12 protein-coding genes are annotated in these 19,920 nt (G+C 67.3%); 10 read left to right on the forward strand and 2 right to left on the reverse strand.

Going from position 1 to position 19,920, the window contains the following annotated elements; translation table 11 throughout:
- Nucleotides 1-33: 33 nt before the first annotated feature.
- From SJY26_RS16865 to SJY26_RS16875, 3 genes are read left to right on the forward strand one after another with little or no spacing between them, the layout of a single operon-like run.
- Entirely contained in the window at nucleotides 34-1,689 is a 1,656-nt protein-coding gene (locus SJY26_RS16865) for a TIR domain-containing protein (protein ID WP_396594125.1), read from the forward strand.
- The gene (locus SJY26_RS16870; RefSeq protein WP_396594126.1) at nucleotides 1,686-2,336 is read left to right on the forward strand and encodes a nucleotide synthetase; all 651 of its coding nucleotides are present in this window, start codon (nucleotides 1,686-1,688) and stop codon (nucleotides 2,334-2,336) included. The genes SJY26_RS16865 and SJY26_RS16870 overlap by 4 nt, the downstream gene beginning before the upstream one ends.
- Nucleotides 2,333-3,928, forward strand: a complete 1,596-nt coding sequence (locus SJY26_RS16875) for a tetratricopeptide repeat-containing protein (RefSeq protein WP_396594127.1) — start codon at nucleotides 2,333-2,335, stop codon at nucleotides 3,926-3,928. The genes SJY26_RS16870 and SJY26_RS16875 overlap by 4 nt, the downstream gene beginning before the upstream one ends.
- Here the strand turns inward: SJY26_RS16875 and SJY26_RS16880 are convergent.
- Nucleotides 3,925-4,596: a Crp/Fnr family transcriptional regulator gene (locus SJY26_RS16880; RefSeq protein ID WP_396594128.1), complete on the reverse strand. Its 672-nt coding sequence runs from the start codon at nucleotides 4,594-4,596 to the stop codon at nucleotides 3,925-3,927. The genes SJY26_RS16875 and SJY26_RS16880 overlap by 4 nt on opposite strands.
- Before the next feature lie 725 nt (nucleotides 4,597-5,321).
- Between SJY26_RS16880 and SJY26_RS16885 the strand changes: the two genes are divergently transcribed.
- The 4 genes from SJY26_RS16885 (at nucleotide 5,322) to SJY26_RS16900 (ending at nucleotide 12,830) form a co-directional block, all read left to right on the forward strand.
- On the forward strand, nucleotides 5,322-8,111 hold the full coding sequence (locus tag SJY26_RS16885; RefSeq protein WP_396594129.1) for a TonB-dependent receptor: 2,790 nt from the start codon (nucleotides 5,322-5,324) through the stop codon (nucleotides 8,109-8,111).
- Nucleotides 8,112-8,192: 81 nt separating this feature from the next.
- A complete protein-coding gene (locus tag SJY26_RS16890; RefSeq protein WP_396594130.1) occupies nucleotides 8,193-8,699 on the forward strand; it encodes an RNA polymerase sigma factor in 507 nt (168 codons plus the stop codon).
- A gap of 87 nt (nucleotides 8,700-8,786) precedes the next feature.
- Nucleotides 8,787-9,788, forward strand: coding sequence for a FecR family protein (locus SJY26_RS16895; protein WP_396594131.1), 1,002 nt, complete (start codon nucleotides 8,787-8,789; stop codon nucleotides 9,786-9,788).
- A gap of 69 nt (nucleotides 9,789-9,857) precedes the next feature.
- Nucleotides 9,858-12,830, forward strand: coding sequence for a TonB-dependent receptor (locus SJY26_RS16900; RefSeq protein ID WP_396594132.1), 2,973 nt, complete (start codon nucleotides 9,858-9,860; stop codon nucleotides 12,828-12,830).
- Nucleotides 12,831-13,062: 232 nt separating this feature from the next.
- Here the strand turns inward: SJY26_RS16900 and SJY26_RS16905 are convergent, their stop codons facing one another.
- A complete protein-coding gene (locus tag SJY26_RS16905) occupies nucleotides 13,063-13,617 on the reverse strand; it encodes a type 1 glutamine amidotransferase domain-containing protein (RefSeq protein WP_396594133.1) in 555 nt (184 codons plus the stop codon).
- Between the two features lie 241 nt (nucleotides 13,618-13,858).
- On the opposite strand from SJY26_RS16905, the gene SJY26_RS16910 reads away from it, so the two are divergent.
- The 3 genes from SJY26_RS16910 to SJY26_RS16920 all read left to right on the forward strand — a co-directional run bounded on the left by SJY26_RS16910 (nucleotide 13,859) and on the right by SJY26_RS16920 (nucleotide 19,842).
- Nucleotides 13,859-16,777 carry a TIM-barrel domain-containing protein gene (locus SJY26_RS16910; RefSeq protein ID WP_396594134.1) on the forward strand — a complete coding sequence of 973 codons (2,919 nt, stop codon included), beginning with the start codon at nucleotides 13,859-13,861 and terminating at the stop codon, nucleotides 16,775-16,777.
- A gap of 141 nt (nucleotides 16,778-16,918) precedes the next feature.
- A complete protein-coding gene (locus tag SJY26_RS16915) occupies nucleotides 16,919-18,205 on the forward strand; it encodes an MFS transporter (RefSeq protein WP_396594135.1) in 1,287 nt (428 codons plus the stop codon).
- Complete coding sequence (locus SJY26_RS16920; protein ID WP_396594136.1) at nucleotides 18,202-19,842, forward strand: glycoside hydrolase family 43 protein; 1,641 nt, start codon at nucleotides 18,202-18,204, stop codon at nucleotides 19,840-19,842. The genes SJY26_RS16915 and SJY26_RS16920 overlap by 4 nt, the downstream gene beginning before the upstream one ends.
- Nucleotides 19,843-19,920: the final 78 nt, after the last annotated feature.

Consider the following 19,920-nt stretch of genomic DNA (forward strand, 5'->3'; position numbering starts at 1 on the left):
AAGCCACCATGCCAAGGACGGGACAGGACCCGCGTGATCGCCGTCACGGCGCATTGTGTGGCCGTTAACTCTCTGGCACCGTCGCTGGCGGAGGGGGAGATGGAAGCGACGGCGAGGGAACCGGTCCAGTATCGAGCCTTCATCAGCTACAGCCATCTGGACGCGGTCTCCGGGCGGCGTCTCCATCGGCGACTCGAGCAGTATGTCCTGCCGAAGCGGTTGGTGGGACGGACCACCGCGCGTGGTCCCATTCCAAGGAGGCTGGTTCCGATCTTTCGGGATCGCGAGGATCTCCCTGCCGCAGACAGTCTGAGCGACGAAGTCAGGGCAGCGCTGGCGGGTTCGGCCAGCCTGATTGTCGTCTGTTCACCAGCGGCCAGGCGATCTCCATGGGTTTCCCGGGAGGTAGAGCTTTTCCGCTCCCTTCACCCTGACCGCCCCATTCTGGCGGCCTTGATCGCGGGGTCCCCTGCCGAGTCATTTCCTGCCCCCCTCCTCGAAGAGGCCGCACGCGAACCTCTGGCGGCCGATCTCCGATCTACAGGCGACGGGCCCCGCCTCGGCTTTCTCAAACTGGTGGCCGGAACGGTCGGCGTGGGACTGGATGAGCTGGTCCAGCGCGACGCTCAACGCAGATTGCGGGCCGTGATGACCGTCACGGCGGCGGCGCTCGCGGCGATGTTAGTCATGGCCCTGCTCACTGCAACGGCCATTGGGGCCCGGCGCGAAGCTGAGCGCCAGCGCGCTGAAGCCGAAGGAATGGTGGAGTTCATGCTCACCGATCTGCGAGACACGCTCGAAGGCGTCGGCCGGCTCGACGCCATGGACGTGGTCAATGCGCGGGCGCTCGATTATTGCGAAGCTCAGGACTCCCAACGTCTGCCACCTGGTTCGCGTGAACGGTGCGCAAGGGTGGTGTTGACCGTCGGCGAAATTCTCCAGACGCGTGGCAAGTACGCGTCGGCCATGCGCCTGTTTGAGCAGGCCCATCGCACCACTGCCGCCCTGCTCGCCGCAGAGTCTGAAAACCCGGACCGCGTTTTTGCGCACGCCCAGACTGAACAGGCGCTGGGAGAGCTCGCCTTCGCCCAGCGACAGCACGACGAGGCCGGCATCCGGTTTGACGCCTACCGCCAACTGGCCGACCGCCTGGTGGCCCAGCAGCCCGGCAATGCCCGGTACCTTCGCGAAGCGGGGTTCGCCCGTGGCAATCTTTGCACCCTCGCGCTTGCGGAACCGCGCCGGCCCGCGGAGGCCTTGACGGAGTGCCGGATCGCACTGATGCGAATGCAAGCCGCCGCCGCCGCGACAAGGGACCCCGACCACTATGCGCTCGATCTCGCCAACCGCCACGCCTGGCTGGCCGACGCCTGGCGCGAGAACGGGGACGAGGGAAAGGCGCGCGAACACCGGCGGGCCGAGGAAGGCATCATTCGTCGCCTGCTGGAAAAGGACCCAGCGAACATGGAAGTGCGGCTACGCGAAGTCGCCCTGCATCGGGCATTGGCGTCGCTGGAGTTTACGGCCGGGCACCCCGATCTGGCGCGCCGGAGCTTGCAGCAGGCGCTGGCCGGGGCGGATGCGATGGTCGCTCATGAACCGGAGAACGAGCAGTGGGCGGCGTTGCGCCACAAGACAGCCGACAATCTCGTCGTGCTGGAAAGGATGGAGAGGGAGAGACTGCAATGACCGATGCCGAAGAGCTGGAGCAAGAGGACACTGATTTGCCGTTGCCGGAGCGGACCGGCCAAGGCTTTCAGCCGGAGGAGATCGTTTACGCCCTATATCGCTATGACTCGACCAAGCCCGAGGGGCGGAGGGTGAGCGCGGCAAGACGCGGATTTGTCGTCGAAGACACCGACATCGCGAGTTTTGTCGATGCGAGGGTCGCCCGTTTGCCCCTGCCCGAGCATGTGCACACCCGGCGACCACACCCACGCGACCCCAAACCTGATCGCCCACTGAACATCTATGTCGGCAGGCCTTGCTGGGTCGTCATCCAGCTCGACTCCGACGTCGAGTGGTACTTTGCGCCCAAGCAGCCTGGAATCACGACCCGGGCCGACTACGGAGACGCCAACTGCGATCTCGAGCACGTGATGCCGAACGGGGACCGGGCGGGGCCTCTGGGCCCCACCACGATTGGATGCAGACTCATCTATTTCCGAGTCCAGCGGCGCGGAGATCGGCAACACCAGAGGTTCCGTTGTCACATCGCCCTGGAATCCAAGCGGCTCATTGATCCGGACGCGGTCGATCCGGACATCCCCAACGACGGGGGACGGTTCCCATTCCCTCTCATTGAAAAAGGCGATCCGGGCGATACTGACGTATGAGTCTCTCTCCGCCCGCGTCCCTTACCGCCATCATCGCCCTCGCCCGGTCCGGAGCCCTGGACCGGGCGAAACGCCTGTTCGATTCGGCGGGGCTGGCTTCGGTGACCGACGACCCGGCGACACTCAGCGTCCATGGCCGTCTGCTGAAGGACGAGGCGCGGCGGGCACCGGCGGCGGAGCGCGGCCGGCTTTGGCGCGAGGCTGGCGACGCCTACGCCCGGGCTGCGGCGCTCAGCGGGGCGACTTACCATCTGGTCAACGCCGCCACCCTCGGCCTGCTCGCCGGAGACCGGGTGAAGGCCGAAGAGCGGGCGCGGCAAGTCCTCGCCAAGCTGGATGCCGGCGATACCGGTCCCGAGACTCCCTATTATCTCGGCGCAACGCGGGCGGAGGCGCTGCTGCTGTTGGGCCGGATGGACGAGGCTCGGGCTGCGCTCAAGGCCGCATGCCGGCTCGCGCCAGAAGCCTGGGAAGATCACGCCTCAACCCTGCGCCAGTTCAGCCTGATCCTGGAAACGCTGGACGAGGATGCCGACTGGATGGCTGAACTCCGACCGCCCCGCAGCCTGCATTTCGCGGGCCATATGGGCGTCAACGATGACGCGGCTCTGCGTGCACGCATCGCCGCCCTGCTCGATCAGGAACGCGTTGGGTTCGCATGGGGTGCCCTCGCGGGCGGGGCCGACGTGATCGTGGCCGAGTGCGTGCTGGCCCGCGACGCCGAGCTCCATCTGATGCTCCCCGCGCCGCCGTGCGTATTCAGGGCGGAGTCAGCCGCACCTCTTGGAGGCGACTGGCCGGCGCGGTTCGACAGGGTTCTGGCGCAAGCCGCCAGCATCTCGGTGGTTGAGCCCGGGCTAACCGCCACGACCATGCTTCACATCCGCCTTGCTGCCGAGATCGCCATGGGCCAAGCGGTGATGAAGGCGGCCTCGCTGGCCAGCGAAGCTGTCCAACTGCTGCTGACCGATCCGGAGAGCGCGGCCAGCGCAACGACTCTGATCGGCGCGCACTGGCGTCGAAGCGGACGCCGGCAGATTCAGCTGGACCTGACCGGTCCGTCACCGAAGGCGGGGCGGGGCAGACAACTCCCCGAGAGTCCGAGCGACGGGGTCCTCGCAGCCATGCTTACGGTCGCGTTCGAGGATCCGGATGGAAGCGGACGTGGTGCCACGCCCGTCCGCCGCACTGCGGATGCGCTGGCCGATGCCGCACGACCGCTGACGACGCCGGTGTTCGCCGGAGGCGCTCTTCATCTGGCATTTGCAGACCCGGCGGCAGCCGCGGGTGCCGCGGACCTCATCATACGCGCATTGGGACCGGACGCGCCGCGCATTGCCGGCCACTATGGTTTGGCGGAGCTGGCGGAGAACCCCTTTGGGGCTCAACCCGCGCTCGTCGGAACGATCACCGGTCTCGCGGTGGACCTGCTGGCCTCGACCCCGGCCGGCGCGGTTCACGTGACGGAGAGCTTCGCAGCCGCCCTGCACGGCTGGACTCACCTCGCCAGCGGCGAATGCACATATGTCGGCGAGCTTTCCAATGGGGCACGGGTGATCCCCCTGTATGCTCTTGCCTTGGCCGGCTTCTAGATCACCATCTCTTCGAGCCGCTGGGCCGCGACGATGACTAACGCATCGTCTTCCCGCCGCACGATGCCGCGCCGTTCCAGACCGTTGACGGTCCGGGACACGGTTTCTCTCGTGCTCTGGACCGTGACCGCGAGGGCTGCATGCACCGGGGCAGGCCGGATGGTCATCCCGTCGCCGAGCCGGGCAAGTCGCAGAAGTTCGGCATACACCCGGCCAGGAGCCGAGAGGGTGGTCCGGTTGACCATTCTCATACTGCTCGCGCGCAACTGCTTCAGAAGTGAGCGGGCCAGAAGCAGACCAAGCGATCCGTGGCGATCGACCAGCAGAATGAAATCCGCGGCGGGGACGCAGGCGGCGCTGGTCGGTTCGGCGGCGACCACCTCGGCCTCGACCGGCCAGACGTCTGCAGGACCAATAGCCCCGAAGAGATCACCAACGTAATATTCGTGGACCAGGACCATCTGGCCGTCGACGCTGTAGGCGAGCGCCTGGGCCCGTCCCACCGTCACGAGCCAGGCGTGGCTGGCCCTGTCACTGGCGCGCAGGATCTGCGTTCGAGCGTCGTAGTGCCGCGCGGTCGCATGGACGGCAACTGCGCGCGCGACGTCCGGCGAGCACCCCAGGGCGGCGCGAATGAGCTCGTCGAGTTCGGTCCTATCACCGATCATGGCCGCTCCGCCGGGATTGTGCCGCCAGCGTCCCGGAAATCGCCGGCCCATGCAAGAGCTCTGGAAGACGTACTGACGAGCCAACGTGTCAGTGTCTCGTCGACTTTGCCTCGCCGGAACGGCTGCGTCGTTTCTGGCTGGGACGGCTGCAACGCAGAGGCGCATCTTCTCGGCAGAGGAGATTGTTGTACTCGAACATGAGGACCGCGTGGCGCGACTTCCAGCTGCCCCGGCTGTTGTCTGACGCCCCAGTGCACCCCGGCATCGAGCCTCGGGTCACCCGCCGGGAGCATGAAGCAATGATCGATGCTGCAGCCCCTGACGGAAGCAACCAGGGCCTGAGGAGGCGCTCAGTCCCTCGTCGCCGCCTCCGCCCAGCCGCTGCCCAGCACGCCATGACGCCTCAACTCGAGGCGGCGGTTCCGAGTGTCCCTTTTCGATGATTGCGAGAAGGTGGGTTCCACACTTCGGACGCCTCCTGAAACATCGGGCCCGGGATCCGGGTCGAGGTCGGGCCTCGCGACATGGAGATGGCCCCCAGCGGGAAGCTCGCGACCCGGGAACGCCGCGCGCCGCCGGCGAACGCGACACCTTGGTGAAGATTGGATGAAATCGGCTGTCGCACGCTGAGGGCCGGACGGGGGCTGTCGTTGATGCCTGCGGAGACGAAGGCCGGCGATCTCGCCGGCGGTCGTCGACGTCATATCGACACAGCGGGGATTCCAATGAGCATTTCGATCACTACGCGCGGCATGCGCCGTTCGGCCAACGTCGCCTGGCTGATGGGCGGTTGCGCCCTTGCCAGCCTGATGGGAGCCGTGAGCGTCTCCGCCCAGGAGGCCCCTGCCCAGGCCGAGGATACGGCCCAGCTGGACGAGATCATCGTCACCGGCAGCTATCAGCGCAGCATCGAACGCGCCGTGGACATCAAGCGGGAGAACGTCGGCTTCTCAGACTCGATCGTTGCCACCGACGTGGCCAACTTTCCCGAGCAGAACCTGGCCGAGGCGCTGCAGCGCATCCCCGGCGTGACGATCGAGCGCAACCGCGGCCTCGGCGGGCGCGTCAGCGTTCGCGGCCTGCCCAGCGAGTTCACCTTCGTCACCATCAACGACCTGGCGACCGCCTCGGGCAGCGCCAGCCGCGAGGTCGAACTGGACATCTTCGCCTCGGAGATCATCCAGCAGGTCACGGTGCAGAAGTCGCCGCGCGCCTCGGACGAGGAAGGCGGTATCGCCGGCTCGGTGAAAATCTCGACCGCGCGGCCGTTCGACTTCGGCGGGCATCAACTGGTCGCCTCGGTCGAAGGTGCCCACAACTCGATCTCCGAGGAAATCGATCCCAAGGTCTCGGTCCTGGCCAGCAACACCTGGGGCGACTGGGGGGCCCTGGCCTCCTTCTCGACCGCGCGCCGGACCAACCGGACCGACTCCAACTCGGGCATCAACTTCCGCCCGGCCTTCCGCTTCCTGGAAGCCTCGGGCACGCGCGGCACCCAGGCCCAGGCCGTGCTGGCCCGCGACGCCGGCGTTACCATCACCAACCTGCGTGACCGCGACCAGACCAGCCGCGTCATCTTCCAGGACAAGGTCGGCGACCGCGCCTATCTGAACACCCAGGACCAGTGGGGTGGCACCCTGGCCCTGCAGTACCGTCCCTCCTCGACCTTCACCCTGTCGTTCGACGCCATGCTGGGCGGCTATGATGCCACCGAGGATGAGTATGACGCGGCGGCCTATTCCGCCTCGAGCCGCAGCACCTTCGAGACCATCCACGCCTATGACGATACAACCCTGGCCGACTACGGCATGGTCGTGCTGCGCGACGTCTCCTACACGGCCACCCAGCACGAGTTCCTGAGCAAGGAGCGGATCAGCGAGACGGAATACGCCCAGTTCGGCGGCGAGATGGACTGGCGCGGCGACGACTGGCACCTGCATGCCCTGGCCGGCTACTCGGGGGCTGAAAAGACCATCGACTTCGCCAACCTGAAGCACGTGGCCTATGCGCCGTCGCGGACGCGCTGGACGGAGACCGGCGGGGAGACGATCCCGAGCGCCAACCCGGCCACCATCGACATGTACAACGCGCCGACCAGCTACCTGTTCGAAGCCTATGAGACCAACTTCGAGAGCATCAACGACGACAAATACGTGGCCCAGCTGGACTTCACCCGGGAGTTCTCGCTGTCCTTCTTCCCGGCGCTAAGCCGCGTGCAGGTCGGGGCGCGCTACACGGACAAGTCCAAGGACCGGCAGTACGGCCAGCTGAACATCCAGGGCCCCGGGCCGGGCGACGCCTCCTATGTCAACCGGCGCACCCTGGCCGACAGCGCGCTGACACCGATCGCCGACCTGGTTCCCGGCGGGGCCTACAGCGCGCGCGACCTGACCTGGAGCCAGGTCTCCAACGCCTATGCGAGGGAGACCTTCCGCTACGACGGCTTTGTCACCCCGTTCGACCCCGGCCAGTTCTACGAAGTGTCGGAAGAGGTCACCAGCCTTTACGCCATGGCCGATCTGGACTTCGCTTTCGGGGCCGTCCCTGTCGCCGTCAACGCCGGCGCGCGCTACATCGACACAACGGTTGTGTCCTCGGGCTATTTCCAGATCCAGAACCCCAACGGCACGACGGGCTATTCGCCCGAGCCGGTGACCAGCGAAGGCTCCTATGACAAGGTGCTGCCGGCCATCAACGTGTCGGCCGACCTGACGGACAGCCTGGTCCTGCGCGGCGCGGCGTCGGAGACCCTGATCCGTCCGAACCTGACGGACCTGGCCTACAAGCGGACGGCCAACTTCAACTCCTTCCGCTTCACCGACGGCAACCCCGGCTTGGAACCCACCTATGCCAAGCAGTGGGAAGCGGGGCTGGAGCAGTACCTGCCCGGCGGCGGCCTGCTTGCGGTGTCCTATTTCTGGAAGGAAATCGAGGGCGTGGTGCGCAGCGAGCTCACCGGAACCGTGCCGAACGTCACCAAGTACAACGCCAACGGCACCATCGACGGCGTCTATGATTTCGACGTCTACCAGCCGGTCAACGCCGAAGGCTCGTATGAGGTGAGCGGCGTCGAACTGGTCGCCATTGTCCCGTTCGGCATGATCTACGCCCCGCTCGAGGGTTTCGGAATCAATGCCAACTACACCCTCCTGGACAGCTCGCTGACGGGCGAGTCCGATCTGGATATCCCGACCCCGCCGGTCGGTCTGGCCGAGTCCACCTACAATGTGACCCTGTTCTATGAGAACGACCGGTTCCAGGCGCGCGCGTCCTACAACTACAAGGACAAGTACGTGGAGGGGATTGGCTATGAGATGTATCCGATCTGGCGCGACGGCTACGGCCAGACCGATGTCTCGCTGAGCTACAACCTGAACGACTCCGTGCAGCTGAGCCTCGAGGGGATCAATGTGACGGATGAAGTGACCACGGGCTACACGATGGACCCCTCGTTCCCGACCACCTACGAACTGTCGGGTCGACGCGTCTCCTTCGGTTTGCGGGCGAGCTTCTGATTTCCGGAAGTTCGACCTGCAGGGACGCCCCCTCCTCGCGAGGGGGCGTCTTTGCATGCCCGGCGCGTCGGGAAGGGTCCCATGTCGCCTGAAGCCCTCGTCGCCGAACTGCGCCGCGAACTGATCGTCTGGCTGACCCGCAAGGGGGGGGCGGCGACGGATGTGGAAGATGTCGTGCAGGACGCCTTTCTCCGCTTTCATCGCGCCGGGTATCAGCTGGGTGCGCCGGACGCCCGGCCCCTGCTGTTCGTGATTGCCCGCAATCTGCAGAAGGATCGCTGGAAGGCTGAGGGCCGCGATGCCCGTCGGCGGACGGACGACGACGTGCATGCGCTCGACCGGGGTCCGCATGCGCTCGCCAGCGAGACATCCCAGGCCGACGATCGCCTGATCCAGCGCCAGAATCTGGCCGCCGCCGCGGCGATCATCCGGGCCTTGCCACCGCGCTGTCGCGACGCCTTCCTGCTGCACAGGTTCGAGGCCCTGACCTATCGCCAGATCGCGGCGCGGCTGGGGGTCTCGGTCAGCATGGTCGAGAAATATGTCGCGGAAGCCCTCCGCCAACTGAAAAAAACGAGAGAGGGTTGAGGTGTCGGACGGCTCGATCGTTGTGAATTGCAAAGGGAATCGCGGCGACCGTCCGGGAGCGCCTGCGATGAGGAGATCCACCCGCCCATGATCGACCGCCTCAAGGCCCTGTTCGACCGTCGGCCTGCAACGGCCGAAGACTGGCTGGCGCGCATGAGCCGGCCCGATGTCGACGCGCGCCTCCAAGACGGTTTCATGGCCTGGCTGGAGGCCGATCCCGAGCACCTGGCCCGGTACGAGCAGGCGAAGGCCGACAGCCTCGCACTGGAGCCCCTGCGCCCGGCCTTCGCGGCAGATCTGGCGCGGCTCGACGGGAAGGGCGGCCGGACCGGCACCCGGACCTTACGCGGGCCGGGCTGGGTGGTTCTTGCCGGGGGCGCGGCGGCACTCGCCGTTGCCGTCACCGCCGTCCTGGTGTTGCCCGTATCCCGGTTCCAGGGGCGACTCTACCAGAGCGCTCCGACGCAGATTCTCGACGTCACCCTGGCCGACGGATCCCGGGTGACCCTCGACGCCGGATCGGCGATCCGCGTCGCCATTGAGGATGACGTCCGACGGGTTGAGCTGGAACGCGGCGCGGCCTATTTCGAGGTCGCTCACGCGGCCGACCGGCCCTTCCAGGTGGGCGTGGCGGAGCACCGGGTGATCGTCACCGGAACCCGGTTCGTGACGGCGCTCACACCGGACGGCGGCGAGGTCTCCCTGCTGGAAGGCCGGGTGTCGATCGGCGCTTACGATGCCACAGATCGCGGCAGCCTTGCGGGTGCCGTCGTCCTGCTGCCCGGCCAGAGGGTGAAGCTGACGCCAGACGGCCCGGGGCGTCCGGAACAGGTCGATGTCGAGACGACCACGGCGTGGCGGGAGCGGCGTCTGGTGTTTCGCGACACCCCCATTTCCGAGGTCGTGGCCGTCGCCAGCCGCTACGCCGACCGGCCGCTGGTGGTCGCGGACGCGCGGCTGGCCCGCACCCGGGTGACTGCAGTCCTGCCGATTTCGGGCGAAGGCTCCCTGATCACGCGAATGGACCGTCTGTTGCCCATTTCAGTCGAGAACACGCCGGACGGCCGCGCCCTGATTCGCGCCGAATAGGCGTCATCGCAAAGCTGTCACGCCCCGGCGCTAAGGGCTTGGGCTGCTGTTTCGACTGGGTATCGTCGCGTGAAATCGCTTGCACCATCGCTGCCGGTCGGCGTGGCGGCGGCGTTCGCCCTGGCCTTGGCCGGGTCGTCGGCTTCGGCCCAGGACGCGCCGATGCGCGACCTCGACATTCCAGCACAGGACGCCTCGACGGCGTTTGTCGAACTGTGCATGGCCGCCGACTGTGAACTGGTGTTCCTGGGCCCGCGACCCGAGCTACGGACGCAGGCGGTCCGGGGACGGATGTCGTGGCGGACGGCGGTGAGGCGCATGCTCCGCGACACCAACCTGCGCTATCGCTTCGTCGGCGCGCGGGGGGTCCGCGTCTGGGTTGAGGCCCGGCCGGTGCCGGCGCTCGCCCCGTCCGTGCCGGAGCCGGAGGCAACCGAGCTGGAGCCCGTGGTGGTGCTGGGCCGGTTATCCCAGCACATCGAGGAGTCCGTGCGCCGCAAGCGCGAGGCCGCCGTCATCTCGGACGGGGTCTCGGCCGCCCGGATCGGAGAGCTGCCCGCCGCCAACCTGGCCGAGGCCCTGCAGCGCATCCCCGGCGTCGCCATCGAGCGGGAGGTCGGCGAAGGCCAGTTCGTCAGCGTCCGGGGGCTTGGGCCCCTGTTCCAGTCCGTGACCCTGAATGGGGCCCCCGTCGCCTTCAACGAGAACATCCGCAACTCGACCCAGAGCGGACGCCAGTTCCGGTTCCGGGCCTTGTCCGCCGACCTGCTGGCCGGTGCGCGGCTGACCAAATCCTCGACGCCCGACCTGATCGACGGCGGCATCGGTGCCAATATAGACATCGAGACCGTCGGCGGCCTCGACGGGGAGCCCTTTCTGACCGTGCGGGCCGGCACCGGTCTGGAACGCCGAACCGGACGCCTGGGCCCGGAGGTCTCGATCGCCGGGCGCCTGGTGTCCGCCGACGGCGATAGCGGCGTGGTTGCGGGGGTCGCCCAGGAGGAGCGGTCGGTGCTCTACGACCGCTTCCAGATCCAGCGCTACCGGGACGTCCTGATCGACGGCCAGACGGTCCCGGTGCCGAACGACGTGCGCACCACCATAGAACGCGAAGACCGGCGCCGGCGGAGCGCCTTTGTGAGGGCCGACTGGCGCCTCTCTCCCGGGCTGACACTGGACCTCGACGCCCTGGTCTCGACCTTCGACAACGCGATCCGCGAGGATCGGCTGGTGTTCGGCCTCGGCGAGCGACTGCAGTCGCCCGGAGCGACGACACGGGTCCGTGACGGGGTGGTGGTGGCCGGGGCGGTGGTTGACGGCAAGGTCGACAACAATACCGAGTTCTCGGATCAGGCCCATGTGAACCTGGCGGCCTCGGTCGGGGCCGTCTGGCGGCCGGGGAAATGGCGGATCACGCCGCGGCTCAGCGCTTCGCTGGCACAGTCCGTGCTGGACACGCCGCTCCAGCGCATATCCGCCTCGGCCATGTTTCCTGCGGACTACGCCTTCGACGTGGGTGATGCCGCCGACAGCCGTCGGGCGGCCCGGCTGACGACAACCCTGGACCTGCTCGATCCCTCCGCCCTGGGGGCGCCGCGGCTCCAGATCCGGGCGGTGGAGTCGCGTGACGACGACACGACGGCGAGACTCGACGCCCGGCGGCCGCTTCTCGGGCAAGGCACAGGCCCGCTGTCGGCTGTGCAGGTCGGTGTTCAGATCAGCGACCGGAGCCGCGATTACCAGCGCCGTGACCGGGAAGCGACCTTGCGGCCCGGCCTCGATCCCGGCACCGGCGACTATGTCGTCACCACGCCCGACAGCGTGTTCGAGCGTCTGCTGACGGTGCGGCCGGGACCGTGGATCGCCGCCGACTCCGCCTGGTTCGAGGCCGCCTTCGATATCCCCGGGGCGTTCGACGGGATTTCACCCCGCCCCCGGGATCTGGCCTCGACGGGGGCCGACCTGCAGAATTCCTATCGTGTGGGCGAGCGGGTCGCTGCGGCCTATGTCCGGCTCGACGCCGCGGCAGACGTCGCCGGCCGTCCCGCGTTCGGCAATCTGGGTGTCCGCCTGGTGGATGTCCGGACCGCCGTCGACGGCTCCATCCTGGGGGTCGATGCGGACGGCACCATCGCTGTCCGGCCGATCAGGCATCTGGGCTCGCACCGGATCTGGCTGCCCAGCGCCAACCTGGCAATCGAGCTGGATGAGGACCGTCTGCTGCGGCTGGCGGTGTCGCGCAGCATCACCCGCCCCTCGCTCGCCGACCTTCGCTCCGCGACGGTCCCGGCCAGCACCCTCGTGCGTGCCATCTTCGACCACGGCCAGGCCGAACTGGACAGTCCCTCTCCGGGCAGCATCTTCACCGGCGTCGGCGGCAACCCGATGCTCAGTCCCTATGTTTCGACGAATTATGACCTGTCATGGGAATGGAACTTCCCCGGCGGTGCCCTCAGCGTGGCGGCGTTTCACAAATCCATCGACGACTTCATCCTGACGGTCCAGGCTCCCGAGTCCCTCGTGTTCGAGACGCGGGCGGGTCCGCCGGTGACGGCGGAAGTGATGATGTCGCGTCCCCGCAACGTGGGTCAGGCGCGAACGACCGGGCTTGAACTGGGCTTCAGTCACCGTCTGTCCTCGGGCCTGGGCGTCTGGGCGAGCGCGACCTGGATCCGGGCCGACGCCACCGACCGAACCCGCGGGGATCGGTATGATCTGGCCGGGGTGTCCGACTTTGCCTGGTCGTTCAATCCCTATTTCGAGCGCGGTCCGCTGGAGTTCGGCCTGTCGTGGTCGTGGCGGTCCGCCTTCCGCTCCGAAGCCGACATGCAGGGCGGCGGCATCAGTTCGTTCGTGGTGGCTCCCGCCGGCTATCTGGACGCCCAGGTCGCCTGGGACGTGGGATCGACGGTTCAACTGGTCGTCGGCGCAACGAATATGACCGATACCGTGGACATGGCCTGGGAGGGGAACGGGGCCCGTCTGCTGCAGTTGGGTCGGGCCGGCCGCAGCTTCAGCCTTGGCCTCCGCTGGCGACTTTAGTCGCGGACGGCTACAGGTCACGTCAGCGGCGCTGCTGTCGGTGGGTGTGCCCCGGACAAGCCAAAGCCCCGCGGCCTGTGGCAGCGGGGATTTGGGTTTCACTTCGGCAAGTGAGGTAATATCGGGTGCGGGACCCACATCCATCCGCACCTCACGCCGAGCCATAAGTTCAGGGCCTGACCGGGTTTGCGCTCATGTCGGGTGCGGGCTCGTGGCGCATTCCCAATGCTGTTCAACCCTCGCGGCTCTCTGCAAACGCCTCGATCATCTTCTCGCAAAAGGCCGGCAGATCGTCGGGTTTGCGGGAGGTCACCAGACCCTGGTCGACCACCACCTCCTCATCGACCCATTCGGCACCGGCATTGCGGAGATCGACCTCCAATGAGGGCCAGGAGGTTATCCGGCGACCGCTCACGGCCCCGGCGTTAATCAGGGTCCACGGGCCGTGACAGATGGCGGCAATCGGCTTGCCGGCCTCGGTGAAGGCCCGGATGAAAGAGAGGGCCGCCTCTTCCAGCCTCAGGGCGTCCGGGTTGATCACGCCCCCTGGGAGAACCAGACCATCGTAGTCACCCGCCGAAGCGTCATCGAGCGTCGTGTCGACCGGCGTCATGTCACCCTTGTCGTGGTGGTTGAAGCCCTGGATCGTTCCCGACTTCGGTGCGACGATGACGACCCGCGCGCCGGCGGCTTTCAGCGCCGCAACGGGCTCCGTCAGTTCCACCTGCTCGAAGCCGTCGGTCGCCAGGACTGCGATGGTCTTGCCGTTCAGCGAATGGCTGGTCATGTCAGACTCCGGATTGAGGATGTGGAGGCCTCAACCGGAATCGGGTGCGGTTCGTTCCACACAACACCCGGCGCACACGTAAGGCTGCAGCGGAATAAGGAGGTTGGCGCGACCAATCGCGCCGAGTCTAGGGACCCCGGACTCGCAGCAACAACCACGCGACCGAACCCACGCCTTTACGGATCGATCACGCCGGCTATCGTGACGGCACGCGACTGATCCCCTGGCGAAAGTGACTGACATGCGTTTTCACCATTCGCGCCAGATTCTCGCCTTTCTCCTGCTGCTCTCGCCCGTCGCCGCCTGCGCCACGGCCGGACCGGGTCAGGATGTGCCCGCCTCGGTGTTCGAACGGATCGGTGGCGGCATCGTGGTCATCCCCGAGGAAGGCGAGGCGCGTCGCGTGCGACTGCAGGTCTATGGTCCCGGGACCATCCGGGTCACCGCCACGCCGGACGCGGATCTCGATCTGCCCGCCAGCCTGATGGTCACGGCCGAACCTTCGACCACACCGTTCGAGGTCGAGACCCGAGGCGATCTCGTCAGACTCAGGACGGACCATACGACAGCGGAGGTCTCGCGTCGCACCGGTGCCGTGCGGTTTCTGGACGAGACCGGCGCGGTCGTACTGGCCGAACGCGCCGGAGGTCGCGAGATCGCGCCCATCACGGTCGAGGACCAGACCGGCGACCACATTTTCCAGACGACGCGGCAGGTCTGGGAAAGCCCGCCGGACGAGGCCTTCTACGGTCTCGGCCAGCACCAGCAGGGTGTGATGAACTACAGGGGCAAGGACGTCGAACTGGCCCAGCACAACATGGACGTCGGCATTCCCCTGGTCGTGTCCAGCCGCAACTACGGGGTGCTGTGGGACAACAACTCCATCACCCGTTTCGGCGACCCGCGCCCCTATGGGATGCTGGACCAGCGTCTGATTCTGCGCGACGCGACCGGCCGGTTTGGCGGCCTGACCGCCAGCTACTACCAAGACGACGAGTTGAGGGTTCAGCGCCAGGAGCGCGAGATCAACTACGAGTACATCCGCGATCAGCAAGGCTGGCCGGAAGGCTTCAAGGCGCAGCCGGCCCAGCCGGTGCAGGTCGGCGACATGGGTCGGACCGGGCAGGACGGGGTACGCGTCGTCTGGGAAGGCACGATCGAGACGCCCGACGCCGGTGAGCACAAGTTCAAGCTCTATTCCTCCGGCTATGCGAAGGTCTGGATCGACGGCGAACTGGTCATCGACCGCTGGCGGCAGAACTGGAACCCCTGGTTTCACGACTTCGAGGTCGATCTGCCGGCCGACCGGGCGATCGCCGTCCGGGTCGAATGGATTCCGGGCGACGGCTACATCGCCCTGCGCCATCTCGATCCCCTGCCGGACGCGGATCATGGCGCGCTGTCTATGTGGTCCGAGGTCGGCCACGCCATCGACTACTACTACATCGGCGGTGACTCGCTGGACGCGGTCATCGCCGGCTATCGCGGCCTGACCGGCAAGGCGACCCTGCTGCCGCGCTGGGCCTACGGCTTCTGGCAGAGCCGCCAACGCTACAACACCCAGGCTGAGGTGGTCGACACGGTCCGGCGGTACCGGGAGCTCGGCCTGCCGATCGACAATGTCGTCCAGGACTGGTTCTACTGGCCCGAGGACGCATGGGGCTCGCACGCGTTCGACCCGGCCCGCTTCCCCGACCCGGGCCAGATGGTGCGTGATGTCCACGCCCTGGACGCCAACATCATCCTCTCCGTCTGGCCGAAATTCTATCCAACGACAGAGCACTACCGCCAGCTGGACGCCATCGGCGGGATGTACACCCGGAACGTCGAGATGGGCGCGCGCGACTGGCTCGGGCCGGGCTATGCCAACAGCTTCTACGACCCCTATCTGCCGGCCGCCCGGGCCCTGTACTGGAAGCAGATCTCCGACAGCATGGGGGCGTTCGACTTCGATGGCTGGTGGCTGGATTCGGTCGAGCCGGACATGCACTCCAACCTCGACATCGCCGAGCGCACCCTCCGCATGGGCCCGACGGCCATCGGTCCCGGCGCGCTGGTGTTCAACTCATACCCGCTGGTCAACGCCGAGGGGGTCTATCAGGGCTTCCGGGCCGAGCAGCCGGATACGCGGACCTATATCCTGACCCGGTCGGCCTGGGGCGGCCTGCAGCGTACCGGATCGGTTCTGTGGTCGGGCGACGTGGTGGCCCGCTGGGATGACCTTCGCGAGCAGATTTCCGCCGGCCTGAACACCGGCCTCTCCGGCCTGCCCAACTGGACTCATGACATCGGCGGCTTCTCGGTCGAGGCCCGCTATTCCGCCGGTCCGATGACGCCCGAGGACAAGGCCGAATGGGACGAGCTGAACCTGCGCTGGTTCCAGTTCGGGGCCATCACGCCGGTGTTCCGTTCGCACGGGGAGTTTCCGCTGCGCGAGGTCTACAACCTCGCCGCGCCCGGCACGCCCCTGTATGACGCCTTAGCCGCGCAGATGCGGCTCCGCTACCGCCTGATGCCCTACATCTACACCCTGGCCGGCGACACCTGGCACCGGGACGGCACCATCATGCGCGGCTTGGTCATGGACTTCCCCGGCGACGCGGCCGTCCGCGACATCAATGACCAGTACATGTTCGGCCCCGCCCTCATGGCGGCCCCGGTCCACGTCTATGGTGCGCGATCGCGGTCCGTGTACTTCCCGGCCGGCACGGACTGGTATGACCTGCATACGGGAGCCCGTCATTCGGGCGGCCGTCGCGAGACCGTGGACGCCCCGCTGGAGCGGATTCCCCTGTTCGTACGGGCCGGCGCGATCCTGCCGACCGGCCCCGAGATCACCCATACAGCCGAGAAATTGGACGGGCCGATCACCCTGACGATCTATGCGGGGGCCGACGGCCGCTTCGAGCTCTATGACGATGCGGGTACGACCTATGGCTACGAACGCGGGGAGTTCGCCCGCATTCCCCTGCTCTGGGACCAGAGCGCGGGCGTCCTGACCCTCGGGGATCGCGCCGGTGCCTATCCGGGCATGCCGGCAAGCCGGACCTTCCGAATCCGCTGGATCGATGGCGAGACCCCGACCGCAACGGATTTCGATGGTCCCGCCTCCCGCACGGTAGAATACGTCGGCCACGCCATGCGCATCACCCGACCCTGACGTCAGCCCGAACCAAAGCGCGCGTTGCTCAATAGTCAGACAATTTGCGTTGAGGCGGAGTCTGCGGCTATCCGTCGCTGGCCGGAGTGACCGTCGCCGCCTGACAGAAGCGACCGACCCGGCCCGGGTGGAGGGACCGAGATGTTCAGACGGGGAAATCTGCGCTGGTGGATCATCGGCCTGGTGATGCTGGGCGCGACCATCAACTATCTGACCCGCAGCACCATGGGGGTCGCCGCACCGACCCTGACGACCGAGCTCGGGGTCACCACCCAGCAGTATTCCTGGATCACCGGGGCCTTCCAGCTCGGCATCATGATGCAGCCGGCGGCCGGCTATGTCCTCGACACCCTGGGGCTAAAGACCGGCTTCGCCCTGTTCGCCACCGCCTGGTCCCTCATCACCATGGCCCACGGTCTGGCCAATTCATGGCCAGCCTTCGCCGCCCTGCGCGGCCTGCTGGGACTGGCCGAGGGCTCGGCCAATCCCGCGGGGATGAAGGCGGTGTCGGAGTGGTTCCCGGCGCGTGAACGCGGACTGGCGGGCGGGGTGTTCAACATCGGAGCCTCGGTCGGGTCGATGCTGGCCCCGCCGCTCGTGGTCTGGGCCATCCTGACCTACGACTGGCGCGCGGCCTTTTACATCAGCGGTGCCCTGGGGCTCGTCTGGGTCGTCCTGTGGCTGACCTTCTATCGCTCGCCGGACACCCATCCCCGGCTGTCGCCCGAGGAGAAGCGTCTGATAAGCGAGGGCCGGGAGGCCCACCTGGAAGCCGAGGACCGCAAGCCCTCCCCGCTGCGGATCCTGCGCACCCGCAACTTCTGGGGCATCGCCCTGCCCCGCTTCCTCGCCGATCCGACCTGGGGGACCCTGGCCTTCTGGGTGCCACTGTATCTGACCACGGTACGCGGCTTCGACCTGGCCCAGATCGCCATGTTCGCCTGGCTGCCCTTCGTCGCCGCCGACCTGGGCTGCCTGTTCGGTCCGACCCTCGCCCTCTTCCTCCAGAAGCGGGGCCTCAGCCTGATCAACGCCCGACGCACCGCCTTCACGGTCGGGGCGGTGATGATGATCGGGATCGGCTTCGTCGGTTTCGTCGACAGCCCCTATCTGGCCATCCTGCTGCTATGCCTCGGCGGCTTCGCGCACCAGACCCTGTCGGTCACGGTGATCACCATGTCGTCGGACCTGTTCCGCCGGAGCGAGGTGGCCACCGTCACCGGCATGGCCGGAACCTGCGGAAACTTCGGCGTGCTGGTCTTTTCCCTGCTGATCGGCAGCCTGGTCGCGACGGTCGGCTATACGCCCTTCTTCGTCGCCCTGGCCGTCCTTGATCTGGTCGGGGCCGCCCTGCTGTGGACCCTGGTCCGTGATCCGGGCCGGACCGGGCCGGCTAACGGCGCGGCGATCGCCCAGGCGACGCCATGAGCCTGATCCGCAATCCGATCCTGAAGGGGTTCAATCCCGACCCGTCGATCTGCCGGGTCGGCGAGGACTACTATATCGCCACCTCGACCTTCGAGTGGTTCCCCGGGGTCCAGATCCACCATTCGCGCGACCTGGCGAACTGGACCCTGATCACCCGGCCCCTGAACCGGCCCAGCCAGCTGAACATGCTGGGGGCACCCGATTCCTGCGGCGTCTGGGCCCCGTGCCTGACCCATGCCGACGGCCTGTTCCACCTGATCTACACCGACGTGAAGCGCTATGGCCGGACCTCGGTCGGAGGGGCGTCCGGGGCGTCCCTGCGCGACTTCCACAACTATCTGGTCACAAGCCCGACGATCGACGGAGACTGGAGCGATCCCGTTCACCTGAACAGCAGCGGTTTCGACCCCTCGCTGTTCCACGACCGCGATGGGCGCAAATACCTTGTGAACATGCTGTGGGACCACCGGCCGGGAGCCAACCGGTTCGCCGGCATCGTGCTGCAGGAGTATTCGCCTGCTGAGCGTCGCCTGATCGGCACGCGCAGGACCATCTTCACCGGCACGCCATTGGGCCTGACCGAGGCCCCGCATCTCTACTGGCGGGACGGCTGGTACTATCTGCTGACGGCCGAGGGCGGCACAGGCTGGGGCCATGCCGCGACCCTTGCGCGATCGCGCAGCCTCGAAGGCCCCTACGAACTCCACCCCGACGGGCCGATCCTGACCGCCCGCGACCGACCAGACGCCCCGCTGCAGCGAGCCGGCCACGCCGACCTGGTGGAGACCCCGGAGGGCGACACCTATGCGGTCTATCTCTGTGGTCGTCCCCTGCCCAACCGGGGTCGCTGCGTCCTGGGTCGCGAGACCGCGATCCAGCGGATGGTCTGGGGCGAGGATGGCTGGTTGCGGACCGAGGCCGGCGACGGCCTGCCTGTCCTGACCACACCGGCCCCCTCGCCGGGCGCGTCAGGAACACCGACCCCGGTCGTCGAGACCCACCGGTTCGACGGTCCGGACCTGCCCCTTGCCTTCCAGTGGCTGCGTACCCCCTGGCCCGACGAGATCTTTTCGCTGTCGGACCGACCCGGATGGCTGAGACTGCATGGCCGCGAAAGCCTCGGCAGCCATTTCCGGCAGGCGCTCGTGGCCCGCCGTCAGCAGGCCTGGTGCTATTCAGCCGAAACGGTGATGGAGTTCGAACCCGACCACTACCAGCAGGCGGCGGGGCTGGTCTGCTACTACGGGACAACCAAGTTTCACTATCTGCACGTCACCCACGACGCCCGTTTGGGGCGCTGCCTGCAGGTCATGTCGGCCGTGCCGGACCAGGCCCAGGCCGACGCCTTCGCAACGCCCGTCCCGATCGGCGATGGGCCGGTCAGCCTGCGGGTCGAGGTGGATGAGGAGCGTCTGCTGTTCTCCTGGAAGAGGGGTCAGGACGCGGTCTGGACCTGGCTGCCGGAAGTCCTCGACGCGAGCATCCTGTCGGACGAGGCCGCCGCCCCGGGCACCGCCAACTTCACCGGAGCCTTCGTCGGAATGGCCTGCCAGGACACCTCCGGCACGGGAAAACCGGCGGACTTCGCGATGTTCCACTATGCTGAGCGCGATTTTCGGCCCAGGCCGGAGGACTGACGGCCGGGAAGACGGTATTTCGGGCATCGGCGTTCCCCGGACGCACGAAAGCCCCGCGGCTTGTGGCAGCGGGGCTTT

This window comes from Brevundimonas sp. R86498, assembly GCF_044598075.1.
Lineage (GTDB): Bacteria > Pseudomonadota > Alphaproteobacteria > Caulobacterales > Caulobacteraceae > Brevundimonas.